The organism is Sphingobacterium sp. 40-24 (assembly GCF_001899705.1).
GTDB lineage: Bacteria > Bacteroidota > Bacteroidia > Sphingobacteriales > Sphingobacteriaceae > Sphingobacterium > Sphingobacterium multivorum.
In genome coordinates, this window is sequence record NZ_MKWH01000006.1 from 1 (window position 1) to 13,704 (window position 13,704).

Below are 13,704 nucleotides of genomic sequence, written 5' to 3' on the forward strand. Positions count from 1 at the left end.
AGACACCACATTCTTCTTATATAGAGTAATGAAACTGTATGCTTAAAAACTTTACCCCCCAAACTTTCGGTATGATCCATTTAAATGCTTAAGAACCTATATCTTTCCTGATTGGCTCATTAGTTAAATATTTCCGTTTTAATATTCTAGAATAATCGCTAGTAATCTCATGATTATGAAAATTTATTTCGCTGTATAACGATTCTGCTACAGTGTTGCTAATTATAATGACTTTGAGTAAGTTTAAGGAAAGAGCCACAATAAATAAATTATGTCGATCGTTGACAAGCAAACCTTAGCGGATTTAAATGTTACCAACAATAGGTATAAGGATATGGTCGATTTTTTCGATTGTACAGTTACGCTAGGTGGGCGGGATATGTTGTATAGTTATTTTCTTAAACCTCTTTCCTCTAAATTGGAAATAGAAAGCAGACAGCATCTAATTCTTTTTATGCAAAAAGTTGAGATTTCGGATCTATTGGATAAGTATATGATGCAGGATCTGGAGCAATATTTGTCTCTGCCGCAAGAACCCTATTCACCTTCCAGGGCTACTTATTATCTCGAAATGGTGTCAACGAATTTTTTGTCTTTGGATTTTAAAAAACGCGAGATACTTATTAAGCGATCTATTCACGAGATCGCTAAGATTACAGATGGTCTTGCTATTTTTTTAGCATCTGCAAAATCAGAAGGTCATAGTTTAGCTATTCTCAAAGAATATCGTAAGCACGTAGATTGTGTTTTGGAAGATATCGATCGGGATGAGTTTAAGCAGTTGCTGAATAACAAATTTTCTAAGGAGCTGATGATCAAATACGATTATCTTTTTAGAAATATAAAACGAAATGCAATACGTGAGATTTTCGATGTTTTGTATCATTTGGATGCTTTGTTCAGTGTAGCAAAAAGTATCAAAGGAAAGAATCTTGTTTTTCCTCAAATTGAGGAAAAGACAGGGGGAGAGGATATGATCACCATACGTGGAGCTTATAATTTATTTATTGAAGATGCCATTAAAAATGATGTAGAAATAAAAAAAGAAAACAACCTTTGGTATCTGACCGGAGCAAATATGACGGGCAAATCTACCTTGTTGAAGACAATTGGAAGCTGCGTTTATCTTGCACATCTTGGTTTTCCGGTTTCAGCAGATGCGATGAAAACAGTACTTTTTGATGGAATATCGGCGACCATAAATTTAGGTGATAATATAAATGCAGGTGCAAGTCACTTTTTTAACGAAGTATTACGGGTTAAACATTTGGCGGAATTATTGGCATCCGGTAAACAAATGTTTATTCTCATGGATGAGCTATTCAAGGGGACAAACCATAGTGATGCCAGTGAAGCAACCCTGGAGTTAGTCAACTGTTTGAAAGGATACAAGAACAGCGTATTCTTATTGTCCTCACATATTACGGAAATTTGTCCTATACTGTATAAAGATGGTATTGCGCTGAAATATTTGGGGGTTCAGTTGGATGAACAGAAGGGAATTATTTTTACATACCGACTTTTGGATGGTGTTGCCGAAGAAAAGTTAGGCATGTGGTTATTGCGCAAAGAACGGGTATTTGAGATTTTAAGGGAATTTGATTTGGGAATACAAAAAGAATGAGATTATTGTGATATTGATTATCTTGTTTCAGTTTTATAGTCTATGGTAAACTTTTGGTCAAACCGAATCAATTGTTTAAGCATTTTTTTAGGTGGTAAAATTGCAGATATCTTTGGATCCAGTAGACTTGACGAAGTAATGGGGAACGAACCAAATAAACAATGGGGCTCGGTAATACTGTTGAAAGCAAATAAAATCAAAGTTTTAAGCAAGTATCTGAAAGTCGCGTCAGTAAATGTATTGGCAAACTAAAAAGATGAATTACTTTAAAAAACAACTCTATATCCTGTGTCTACTAGGCGTGTTGGGCCAGGCAAAGCAGAGCTATAGTCAGCAGCTGCCGCTATTTAACAAAGAAAGCAACAGCCTGTCTGGAGACTGGCTAATAGGAACTCCCCATGCGAAAGCAGGGCTCTTCAAGACGAAAGAAGGTCATTTGGTGTTTTCCAATGGCTTGGTCAGCCGTACATTTACGACTTTTCCAAATGTAGCCAGTATTGGTTTGGACGAATTGACTGGAAATACAGCATTTCTAAGGTCGATCCGATCTGAAGCCAGTGTAACAATCGATGGGTTTACCTTTGATGTCGGTGGATTGGAAGGACAAAAAGTACATAATTACTTACTAAAAGAATGGATACCGAGTTTAAAGGCTAATCCCATGGCTTTTAAGTTCCATGATTATAAAATTGAAGATACAAAACCCCGTTTTGGCTGGAAAAAGAGGCCAAACTGGATGCCTAAAGAGATGCCCTGGCCAGTGCCGGGCAAAGAGCTGACATTTAACTATACATTGGATCAACAGGCGATCGATGCTCTTGCCGCAAAGAGCAAAAGTGACCAAAACAGATCATTGCTGTTGGAAGATAAATTTCAGCGTTTAGCGTCCGACTGGAAGTTGATGGTGTCAAAATCACATGCACGTAATTCCTTTGTCAATGAAGGAAAAGTGGGCGAGATTATGGCACTGGAGAATGCGGCAGTATTTGCTGAAAGAGCGGTTCCTCAAGACGCAAAGGTACTCGTCGCCAAGATGAATAAAGGTACTGATCAATCCAACGATTGGGGATTGGGTTTTGGGCTAACACTAACGAATAGTAGCCCCAGACTTTATTGGCGAGCAAGTGAAGGCAAAGTAGTCTTTTTTGATGGCAAACGCGATAACGGAACCTTCGAAGTTGGTAAAGCAGATCAGCTATGGTTTAGATATGAAATAGCGGATAAAGAATTATTGGCACAAGCCTCTTTGGATGGACAACAATGGCATACCGTCGGTCATCTTTCGCTAAAGTCAGGTGACAAGATACAGTTGGTTCGTGTCGGAAAAATGGATCCAAACGGCGGGAACAAAGATGGAAAGGCTTCTACAAAGGAAGGTCGCTCCAAAATAGAAGGTTTTTGGGCATACGGTGATTTTTCATCCCAATTTGCAGGCGATCTGTCCAGTAAACTTGCTTATATGAAAAACGTTACGGTACAGGTTCATTATGATCTTTATGATGACATGCCGATCTTTAGTAAGTGGATTACTGTGCAGAATCAGTCGGACCGGGAAATTGTGGTTAATAGCTTTAAGAGTGAGCAATTGGCTGTATTTGAGCCCGAAAGTTCGGTAGATCATAGAAGCCGTTGGTTATACCCTAATATCACCGTGGAAACAGATTATACATTTGGCGGTATGAGCGAGGAAGTCGTTTATTCCTCGAGTCTGGAGTGGAAAAAAGACCCGCTATATACCACACAGGTCCACTACGACCGGGAGACACCCTGTCTGTTGTAAGTTGCACCTAAAATGGGACCCGAACAACAGGTTGCTGCCGGTGGAGAATTTGCAAGCTATCGGGTTTGGGAGCTGTTGAACGATAGCTGGGAACGCGAACGTAAGAGCCTTGGATATCGAAAAATGCTGCGCTCTATGGCGCCATGGGCAACTGAAAATCCAATATTGATGCATGTACGGAGTTCGGACAACGAGTCGGTAAAAAAGGCAATTGATCAAGCAGCGGAGGTTGGTTTTGAAATGGTTATTATGACCTTTTGGTCTGGATTCAATGCCGAAGATGATTCTCCCGAAAATCTCAAGCGTATGAAAGAGCTTGCTGACTATGCGCATAGCAAAGGAATTGAACTTGGAGGCTATTCGCTCCTGGCCAGTCGGCATATTGATGCTAAAAATGACGTTGTGCTACCTGAAGGCATGCATCCTCGCTTTGGAAGTTCACCCTGTATTGAGAGTGAATGGGGCCAGGCTTACTTCAAAAAGCTGTATAACCTGTATGAAAGTTCGGGACTGGGTGTATTTGAGCATTATGGCTCTTATCCAGGGGATTGGTGTTACGCCACCGATCATCCCGGACATCACAATGAAAAAGACTCGCAATGGAATCAGTTTAAACGGATCACTGATTTTTACAAATGGTGCCGTGAAAAGGGAATCTACCTGAATATTCCGGATATGTATTTCTTTAATGGTGGAAACAAAGTCGGAATGGGCTACCGTGAGGCGAACTGGTCGCTTCCGAGGACACAACAGGAGATTGTGGAAAGACAGAATATCTTCGATGGTACCTGGGCTAAAGCTCCAACCATGGGCTGGATGTTTGTTCCTTTGGTAGAATACCAAGGTGGCGGCAAAGAGGCAACGATAGAGCCTTTGAAGGATCACCTACCGCATTACGAGCAACGCTTGGCCAATCTATTTGGCGCAGGTGTACAGGCTTGTTATCGTGGACCACAGCTTTATGACTCCCCAGAGACGAAAAATGTAGTAACCAAATGGGTGAATTTTTACAAGAAACACCGTGAAGTTTTGGACAGTGATATCATCCATGTGAGACGTCCTGACGGGATGGATTATGATGCTATTTTGCACGTGAATCCAGCGGGAAAAGAAAAAGGATTACTAATGATCTATAATCCATTGGACGAAGCGATAACACGAAAAATTAAGGTCAACTTATACTATACCGGACTGAAAGGAAATGTGCAAGTGGTTGAGCAAGATCAAAACAGTAGGACAATGCCATTAAATGCAGCCTCGGAAGGGATCTTTGAGGTCAATATACCAGCAAAAAGTCAAACTTGGTTTGTGATTAAGTAAAGAGTCTTCTCATCATTGTGATGAGAAGACTCTTTTTTTACCCGATGGGATAGGGCATTCTATACGTTATTCAATATGGAGCAATTTTTTGCTCTGTTTCGAACGACTATTTTCATTAAAATCCTCCACCTAAAAATAGTAATCCTGATCGCTGTTGAAACTGCGGCCATCAAAGTTGTCGTCGTAGACGATGATGGCATTTTATCATAATTCATTGCCGGCTATTTGCCGTCCTCTTTCTTGGGGGGCCATTTTACAAACACGCCCGTTTCGAGTGTCAGTTCACCGGTCGTAGGGTTATAACTATCCTTGGATAGAATAGGGATTTCACCGGCAACTTTACTTTGTTCGGGGTTGTGTGTACGGTTATGGTAAGTCGGCACTTTTTCAAGCTTGTCCAATTTACCATTAATGCGTAGATTTTTTTGAACAATGGTTACTTTAGGTAATTTGTCGTATCGGATGACATTTAATCCCTCAAGATCCCTCGGCCTTTGGGCAAAATCGATGAAATACTTGTATTGCTCTAAGAACGATGTGACATGCCCTTTCATCTGAATCTTTTTACCCGGGAAGGCTAGGGATCCTACATTGACCACTTTTTTTGTGCTTAAATCTTCGACATACATAGTGACCCAGGAATGTTCATAATCGCCCCAACTGAAATAGGTTTCTTTAGGCTTAATAGTATCTGGGATAGCCTTACCCGCGATATAGCCTTCCTTTTTTAGTGTGATGCGATAGGAGCCTTTGTGCCAGCCTACGGTATTCCGGACACTGATAAAATCACCCTCCGCATCCGAACTAGCATAATATCCTGTAGTTTTTAAGGCTTTTTTTGTCCGTTCAAACCAGCGCGAAAAGATGCCATTAAATTTGATATCCTCTTCTTTGCCAGTCTTAACACTGATACCGCCACCGGAAGATTGAATACCACAATATAAAGGCATATTGTTTAGGGATATATTAAAAGGTGAAATATAAAATGAATAATGGTCGGGAATGTCATCCTGTACAATAACATCAATGGAAATAGAATGGAAATCATTAACTGCAGAGTCCAAGACATAATAGGAATTGGTATAGTGTAAAGGGGGTAAGATGAGGCTATCGGGAAAGACATATTCCGTAGCCATCTTCTTCTTGAGCTCTTCATCTATACTGCTGTTTTCATATTTTTTTTTAAGCTCCTCTTTGCTTTGGGAAAAGGTTATGCCGCTGAATAAGGTAAGCGGTACAAGCACTACCAAGATATTTTTTATCAATTTCATAAACAGTTTTAATTGCGTCCACCAATATACTTTTTTTTCTTATAGCAGTAATGGGCTAATTAACCAGCCGATTAAAATAGTACAATAAACGAATCGTAAATCATTTTTGGCGAATTGTAAACGGAGGCTTGAATCGCTGACCGAGGACTTTATATTTGGATCCAAGAAATGCCGAAACAAATTCTGACACTTTTGTAGAGTAAGAAATGAGCCAATCTTAATTTGTTAATTTATTGTGCTGCAGATTTATGTGCGACATTTTAATTTTAATTGTCATAGTAGATAGTGCCTTACACGTAAGGTAAATGTTTTTCATAGGTAGTAAGCCGTAAAGGACTCCCCGTCCTTGCGGCTTTTTTTGTGCTTATTGTTCAGTTGAAGAATGGCTGGCTAATATATTCCTATCGTTAGTTTGCAACGACATGTTTTATGTCTTGGCTGTTTTAGGCTGGGATAAAAAAAATAAAAAAAGTCAAAATTCCTTTAGGACGTTTTGTCTTTCCCGTTGTCATCAATGTATAAATGGAGATTTTGGCCGTTAAATATCCATTTGAAATGCAACTACTATGAAATTTTAGCCTATTAATCATTTTTAGCATGGCACTGACTAATAAAATATTCCAGCAAAGTGAGATTGAAAGTTTTGAATTCAATCACAAAGTCTTAAAAAACTGTTCTTTTATCGATTGCAAGATAAAAGGGAAAAGCTTCATGAACTCCATGTTTCGTGATTGTAAGTTCATTCGCTGTACCTTTGTAGACTGTAACTTTCAGTCTGTTGTTTTTCAGGAATCTGGGCTTTGGATGGAAAGTACATTCGAAGCGAATGATTTTTCGAAAGCCATCATTGGAAATCTAAAAATTGAAAAATCGTCCTTCCTTTACAATACATTTGACAAAACAACTTTCGACGGGACGAATTTGATTCATGTGGTATTTAAAGGAAAGATCAGTTCTTCATGGTTTTATGGAATTCCTTTTACAGAAGATTTATATTCCACCAATCTTTTTATTCTCAAAAAAGCCAAACCATTAAAGACTCCCTTGGTAAATTTTGGTCATGCAGAATTAAAGGACGTTATATTTTCTCGAGGGCTAGATCTCTCCAGTACAGTTTTTCCAAACCAAGAGCATCTTAAAATCATCACTAATCCCAGACGTTTTTTTAATAGTTTCCTCAAAAGGTCAAGAGAAGTGTTTACGGATAATGAATCGTTGGTTTTCTGTCGGGACTTGGTGGATAATGTCTTGTATAAGCCCGAAAATAGGGGGATGCCAATTATATTGGTTGATCTAAATCAGTTTTACCCCTCATTGAATGAAAATAGAGATCGTCTTATTGTTGATCTATTAAAAGCAGGATAATCATATCATTCTATATATAATTGTTAATGCAAAGCCGTTTGGAGTTCCCAGCTCTAGCGGCTTTTTCGCTCCCGACCTGCTTATGCCTTTATTCGCTCCTGTCATTACCTTTGTTCGCTCTTGTCCCTAGTAAACACTTAGCTGAAACCTTGTGTTTACCTAGTGAACTAGGTTAAGACTGGGCGATTCATAGGGATTTGCTAGGTGAATTCCAAAAGCAAGGCAAAAGCAGGGTAGAAACGGTGCAGTCAAAAGGCCGTGCAAAGGCCAAATCTGATGATGGAAGTTAAAATGCAACCTGCTGTATCATAGTTTTTTTTATGTTTTTGTATATATAAGAAAATTAGGTATATTTAATTACTTTTTTAAGATGAACGAATGAAAGATACGAAGCTATTAAAAGGCACTTTACAAACGATTATTCTGAAGCTATTGTCTGGAACGGAAAGAATGTATGGCTATGAAATGACCCAGCAGGTAAAACTCTTAACAGAAGGGGAGTTTATCCTGACTGAGGGAGCGCTCTATCCTGCATTACATAAGCTAGAAGCGGAAGGACTTCTGGATACAGCAATAGAAGTTGTCGATGGAAGAGCAAGAAAGTATTACTCCCTGACAGTGAAAGGAAAAAAAGCGCAGATAAGTAAAATGAAAGATGCGTTGACCTTTGTGGAGAAGTTGCAGGTTATTTTGAACACGAAACCAATTGTATCATGACAGAAAAGAAATTGACCAAAGCGGAGTTAGGTATTCTGATGGATTTTATCCGTTCTAAAGGATATCATTATGTTGATGTTCAACTTGAAATTTTGGATCACTTCGCCTGTAAGGTAGAGGAACTGATGTCTTCAGATGCCGGCATGTATTTTAATCGAGCCATTGATCTCGCTTATGCCAGTTTTGGAGAGGCAGGGTTTGGAAGCATTGCAGCTAGTTATGAATTGAATCTGCAAAGAAAACAGATCAATAAATTTCCTGCTGATTTTTTACAGTTCGTCAAGCATTGGCATAGTGCAATTTATATCGTGTACTTCACATTGTTCTATTATTTTGTGCCGCTCGATGCAGATGCTTTTTGGACGGGATTAAAATTAGGGATGATTGGTACACTAGTTTTTTATATTCCAGTATACCTATTGCGGCATCGGCCTCGAGAGAACAAATACTGCGTTTATCGCAATTATCTTGGTTTAACAATACCGATTATGGTTTTGATCATCGGGTTGGTTTCTTCGGAATGGATCGTTAATTATGTTCCTTTAGCTTTGTATCGTGTTGTTATTCTTATTTTTATGTATATTGGATTAGGAATTTTGTCTATCTTTGAGAAGAATCTAAAGGCCATTGTCCGACGGGTAGATGAGATCGAAGTGCTGCACCAGAGCTGACGATTAATTTTTTAAATTATGAAATATCTTTTCCTGTTGTTATTAAGCATTTGTTTTTTGTCCAGTTGTGACAAAGAAGATAGTGATTTTGACGCTAGGGAGATCGGTGATGTAACAATGGCTAAAAGGTATCAATTTGTAGGGCGTTCCGTCGGGTTTTCGGTTAGCCAGATCTACGTGGATGGCACTACAGATAAAAACTTCTATTTGGGGACAGTTTGGGGATTAAAAGATACTACGCCGCAACTAAAACTAACTTCCCTTCGCAATTATAAACCTTTCAAGAGCACAATTTCTTCTACACAGCCAACTTTAGCTCCAATCCGTATCATTCCTGGATTTGATGCTGTGCGAGCTTTCGCTAAGAAAAGCAAGGGGGAACCGGCTGTTTTGAGGCAGTCGTCTGTAGGGGCATTTTTCGATTATAGAGCGATACGCTACCATCTTAATAATAGCCCTGACGTAGATAGTGTACTCAAATTGGTTCGTCACCATGATTCTACCACTATAAAAAGAGCTAATAGCCTGTTATTGCGTCGAGAACATATTACATTTAGTCTCCATGCGGATCTGAAAGACTATGAACAGGCTTTTAGTAAGGATGCACTAGGGAAGTTAAAAAAATCAGGATATAATCCCTACTATGTTTCGTCAGTCAACTATGGTACCCACTTGATTATGATGGGAGAAAGTGATTTTCCACGTGGTGATCTTAAAAACGTATTGGAAAAATTGCTGTACAATCAATTTCTGACAAAAACCGACGAAACGGTGTTAAATCGTTCCGATGTGCTGGTTTATTTGCGTGGTGGACGTCAAACTAGTTTTATTAGACGCGCTACAGGTTTGGACGCTATTAAAAAACTTGTCATTGATTATAAAAATGAACTTGAACTGCAACAGAATAGCTTTGACTACCCCATTAGCTATAGTCTAGGAAACCTTAATTCCTATGGGGACCTGAAATTCTGGTACTCTTATGATTTTCTCGTCCGTGAGGAAAAAGAATGATTTTTATTTAAACATTTGGATAATTAAAAGGATATTTTTTACATTTGGGCTATTGTCGCAAACGGCATCATAGCGCAGTTTCCTGTCTATCTATTTTAAACATGGCATAACCATTAATTAGCCTTTTTGCTTCAATACCATTATTAGCTAAAAACAATTAAAGAAGAACTATGGAAGAAACAATTAAGACATTGATCTACATTCACGCGTTTTTTGGTGGGGTAGGATTGATTACCGGCCTGATCAGTGTGGCTGTAAAAAAGGGAGGAGCAGGGCATAAGAAGACGGGGATCATATTTTCCTATGCGATGGTGATTAGTTCTTTAATTTCACTTGTTATTGCGAGAATGCCGGGCCACGAAAACACATTTTTATTTTTGATCGGTATCTTTACCATCTATCTCATTCTGGCGGGTAATCGCGCGTTGACTTTACGCAGTAAGATTAAACAACAGGCCGATTGGAAAGACAAACTTATTTCGGCTACGATGCTGCTTGCATCGGTTGGTATGTTATGTCTTGGTTTAATTGGATTAATACAGCAGGTGGCAAATTCTGTTTTATATGTCTTTTTTGGTGGTTTTGGTGCATTTATGAGTATTCGGGATTTTCAGCTGTTTAAAAGTTTCAAAGAAAAGAAAAATGGCTGGCTGGTCAGTCACTTGGGTCGTATGGTAGGTGCATTGATTGCGTCGGTGACTGCCTTTTTAGTTGCCGGGATTCAGCTAGGTTCAACGCTGGTTTGGATTACGCCAACCATCATCGGCACCTTGTATATCATCTATTCCAATAGAGCATTGAACAAAAATAAAGTGCTTCGTGCAGATTTGCATTAATCCAGCGAGTTAAACATTTGAATTGATTGAAAAAAGGCCTAAGTTTTTTATTTAGGCCTTTTTTAATGCTTAATCTTATGTTCATGAACCCTTGTCAAGAAGTTTTTTATGACTTTTTTTTACTCCTACTTTTGATCCAGTTCAATGCAATAGTGCTAGGTTCGCTAGATGCCGAAAGGCTTGTATTGTGATCTAATAAAGGAAATAGGCAATATTCGAAAGGCTTTCCTTGTACTTTAAGTGCATTGAGATGTTCAATGGATAAACCTACAGGTATTTGGATATCTTTGGATCCAAAAAGCCAGAGCCCTGGAGTTGTTATCGTTTTAAGTGGTGTCATGGGATCGGTATTTGTAAATTGATAGCGATCCGGATCATTCGCCACATGTTGTCGGGCATCGGCTTCCGTATGTTTATCCCAAAAATCTTTTTTTCCATTCGTAAAGAACTGGAAGCGGAGCTGCTCACGGGCAGGGATAACTGCTCCACTGTACAAAACAAAAAAGTCGATCAAAGGATTTTGGTTAGTCGCTAAGGGAATGATCCATCCCGCTTGGCTGAATCCAAGTAGTCCCATTGGAATGTTCGCCTTCCCGAGTTGCTGATGGAATGCTTTTACCGCTGCTTGTGCATCTTTGGCCAGCAGGTGGAGGTTGGCAGAGTCGATATTATTTGTACCGACCTCAGGGCCAGCGTAGGTTCCCTCAGATTTACCAACTCCGCGCTTGTCATAAGTAAATACAGCAATACCGTTTTGAGCCAAATATGAGGCAAACTCCATCATCCTTTTCTCTTGTCCAGAACCATGGATAAGGACAATGGCCGCATGGGCACGGCGAGGCTGAAGTATGGTTCCTGTTAACTTAATACCCTCACTCTTAAATACAATATCTTTTGTAGACCAGTCTAAAGATTGGGCTTTTGCATGTTGCGCGAAGAGCAGGCAATACATGGCGACGAGAAAAGGTAGCGTACGAAGTGTAATCCGCTGTAAGGGAGCATAGTTCGTCAGGGAACAGTTTAATGAGGAGGATTTAGGCATAATTAATTCGGTGTTAAATTTATTTTTGTCTAAAGTAACGAGTTTAAATTTAAAAAGTTTGTGCTTTTCGGTGGACTGTAGGTTTGAATCGGTAAATTGTCCTGTTTTTGCCGTAAATGGCGGATCAAAATTCCCTTGAATCGTCTGCTTGGTTTTTTGCAGATAGCAATGTCCATTCTTGAAAAAGGTTTACAAAAGGTCTAATACGGTTCTTGCTTTACCGCTGGTCTTATACGAGGTCTCGGTTTACCTATATTTTGTAGGTAAAAAGTAGTGGGCAAATTTGATTTTAATCTGTTTTATAATCGTTATTTCCACGGACCTCATTCGGTCTTTATTCGCTTTCATCCGAATGAAGTCCAAATGAGGTCCCTATAAAGTCCGTATTAGCTTCCTGAAAATTAAGAAATTTGTGAGAAATAAAATAGCGACGGAATAAGATTCGTTAACAGTGTTTTAAGTTTTTCTTTCTTGTTGTATAACGTAATATATCCTTTATCAAAAGTTAACATCTGAAAATTATTTTTGAGCTGAATGAAGCGATTGTTCCTGCGGTAGTTTTCCTTAAGGAAAACTCAGCAAGTAAGAAAAACTAAGCAAGGACAACCATAAATCTTATGAAAGAATACTATGCACATTTTCTGCAACATGATTCCTCTCTTAGGGGAAACCGATCTTAGTTACTGGACTCCTTATTGTTTTTGCCCTTTGTTTATTTGCCGTTGTGGCCTTTGAATTTGTCAATGGCTTTCATGATACGGCGAATGCTGTTGCAACGGTCATTTATACCAAAGCACTTAAACCAATTGTAGCCATTCCTTGGTCTGGTTTTTGGAATTTTCTAGGTGTTTTTGCAGGCGGAATAGCCGTGGCTATGGGAATCCTTAAATTGGTGCCGCTGGATACCTTAATGGCACTCCCGGTTTCCGTAGGCGCTTGTCTGGTCCTTTCTGTATTATTGGCTGCTATTATCTGGAATTTGGGGACTTGGTATTTTGGTATTCCTTGTTCGAGTTCACATACCTTGATTGGTGCCCTTATCGGGGCTGGTATAGGCTTCACCTGGTATTACGGTGGCAGCGGTGTCAATTGGCATAAGGCCGAGGAAATTGGTCTTTCTTTGATTCTGTCACCTTTGATTGGCTTTGGTCTAGCGGTATTACTGATGCTCTTTTTGAAGCATGTCGTCCGTTATAAAGCACTTTTTCACATCCCACAAGGAGAAGATGACAGACCCCCATTTTTAGTACGGGGTATTCTTATACTGACCTGTACATTGGTCAGTTTTTTTCACGGTAGCAATGATGGACAAAAAGGAGTAGGGCTGTTTATGTTGATCTTAATTGCATTTCTTCCTGCCCGTTTTGCAATAAACCATTCCGTACCAGATGCGGCTGTCATTAAAACGCTCGATCAAACGGAAATCGTGTTGCAGACAATTGCTTCCAGTAATGTTGTTCAAGGAACGATGTTTGCACATGTCCATGAAGAGATTGAGCAAGTCAAGTTGCATTTGATGGATAAAAGTGTAACGGATAAAGCTGGGACGTTTAAATTCAGAAAAGAGGTTGAAGGTTTGGTCAAATCGATTGCTACATTGGAGCGTAATAAACGGATCAATATCAATGCTGAAAATCGTTTGGAGCTCAATCGTAAGTTGGGTGAATTGAAACATCTTACGGACTTTGCACCGATTTGGGTGATCTTAACGATTTCGGTAGCACTAGGTTTGGGAACAATGATCGGTTGGAAACGTATTGTAATAACAATAGGTGAAAAAATAGGAAATGAACATTTGAGTTATGCTCAGGGGGCCTCAAGCGAGATTGTCGCAGCTTCGACAATTGGTATCAGTACCGTATTGGGTTTGCCCGTTAGCACAACGCATGTGCTCTCAAGTGGTATTGCTGGTTCAATGGTAGCTTCTGGAGGAAAGAGCAATTTAAACAAAGGAACACTCAAAAGTATCGGTCTTGCTTGGGTACTTACTTTACCTGTGTCGATTGGCTTGGCTTTATTACTATTTGTATTCTTCCATCTTTTTATTTAGTTGATTGTTATCTGAAT

Annotated in this window: 11 protein-coding genes; 9 read left to right on the forward strand and 2 right to left on the reverse strand. The window is 39.3% G+C overall.

Annotation, left to right across the window (positions count from 1 at the left end; all coding sequences use genetic code 11):
- Positions 1-271: 271 nt before the first annotated feature.
- From BGP15_RS01340 to BGP15_RS01350, 3 genes are all read left to right on the forward strand, one after another.
- Positions 272-1,624, forward strand: a complete 1,353-nt coding sequence (locus tag BGP15_RS01340) for a MutS-related protein (RefSeq protein WP_286768503.1) — start codon at positions 272-274, stop codon at positions 1,622-1,624.
- Between the two features lie 256 nt (positions 1,625-1,880).
- Positions 1,881-3,404: a hypothetical protein gene (locus tag BGP15_RS01345; protein ID WP_286768504.1), complete on the forward strand. Its 1,524-nt coding sequence runs from the start codon at positions 1,881-1,883 to the stop codon at positions 3,402-3,404.
- 12 nt (positions 3,405-3,416) lie between these two features.
- Positions 3,417-4,724: an IolE/MocC family protein gene (locus tag BGP15_RS01350; RefSeq protein WP_286768505.1), complete on the forward strand. Its 1,308-nt coding sequence runs from the start codon at positions 3,417-3,419 to the stop codon at positions 4,722-4,724.
- Between the two features lie 221 nt (positions 4,725-4,945).
- Here the strand turns inward: BGP15_RS01350 and BGP15_RS01355 are convergent, their stop codons facing one another.
- Positions 4,946-5,995 carry a hypothetical protein gene (locus tag BGP15_RS01355; protein ID WP_286768506.1) on the reverse strand — a complete coding sequence of 350 codons (1,050 nt, stop codon included), beginning with the start codon at positions 5,993-5,995 and terminating at the stop codon, positions 4,946-4,948.
- A gap of 597 nt (positions 5,996-6,592) precedes the next feature.
- Here BGP15_RS01355 and BGP15_RS01360 point away from each other — a divergent pair.
- From BGP15_RS01360 to BGP15_RS01380, 5 genes are all read left to right on the forward strand, one after another.
- On the forward strand, positions 6,593-7,360 hold the full coding sequence (locus BGP15_RS01360; protein WP_286768507.1) for a pentapeptide repeat-containing protein: 768 nt from the start codon (positions 6,593-6,595) through the stop codon (positions 7,358-7,360).
- A 378-nt stretch (positions 7,361-7,738) separates the two neighbouring features.
- Positions 7,739-8,077 carry a PadR family transcriptional regulator gene (locus tag BGP15_RS01365; protein ID WP_286768508.1) on the forward strand — a complete coding sequence of 113 codons (339 nt, stop codon included), beginning with the start codon at positions 7,739-7,741 and terminating at the stop codon, positions 8,075-8,077.
- Positions 8,074-8,748, forward strand: coding sequence for a hypothetical protein (locus BGP15_RS01370; protein WP_286768509.1), 675 nt, complete (start codon positions 8,074-8,076; stop codon positions 8,746-8,748). The genes BGP15_RS01365 and BGP15_RS01370 overlap by 4 nt, the downstream gene beginning before the upstream one ends.
- Before the next feature lie 18 nt (positions 8,749-8,766).
- Positions 8,767-9,759: a hypothetical protein gene (locus tag BGP15_RS01375; RefSeq protein ID WP_286768510.1), complete on the forward strand. Its 993-nt coding sequence runs from the start codon at positions 8,767-8,769 to the stop codon at positions 9,757-9,759.
- 170 nt (positions 9,760-9,929) lie between these two features.
- Positions 9,930-10,595: a DUF2306 domain-containing protein gene (locus BGP15_RS01380; RefSeq protein WP_286768511.1), complete on the forward strand. Its 666-nt coding sequence runs from the start codon at positions 9,930-9,932 to the stop codon at positions 10,593-10,595.
- Positions 10,596-10,701: 106 nt separating this feature from the next.
- On the opposite strand, the gene BGP15_RS01385 is transcribed toward BGP15_RS01380, so the two are convergent.
- Positions 10,702-11,637, reverse strand: a complete 936-nt coding sequence (locus tag BGP15_RS01385; RefSeq protein WP_286753678.1) for an alpha/beta hydrolase family protein — start codon at positions 11,635-11,637, stop codon at positions 10,702-10,704.
- A gap of 724 nt (positions 11,638-12,361) precedes the next feature.
- Here BGP15_RS01385 and BGP15_RS01390 point away from each other — a divergent pair.
- Positions 12,362-13,687, forward strand: a complete 1,326-nt coding sequence (locus BGP15_RS01390; protein WP_286768512.1) for an inorganic phosphate transporter — start codon at positions 12,362-12,364, stop codon at positions 13,685-13,687.
- Positions 13,688-13,704: the final 17 nt, after the last annotated feature.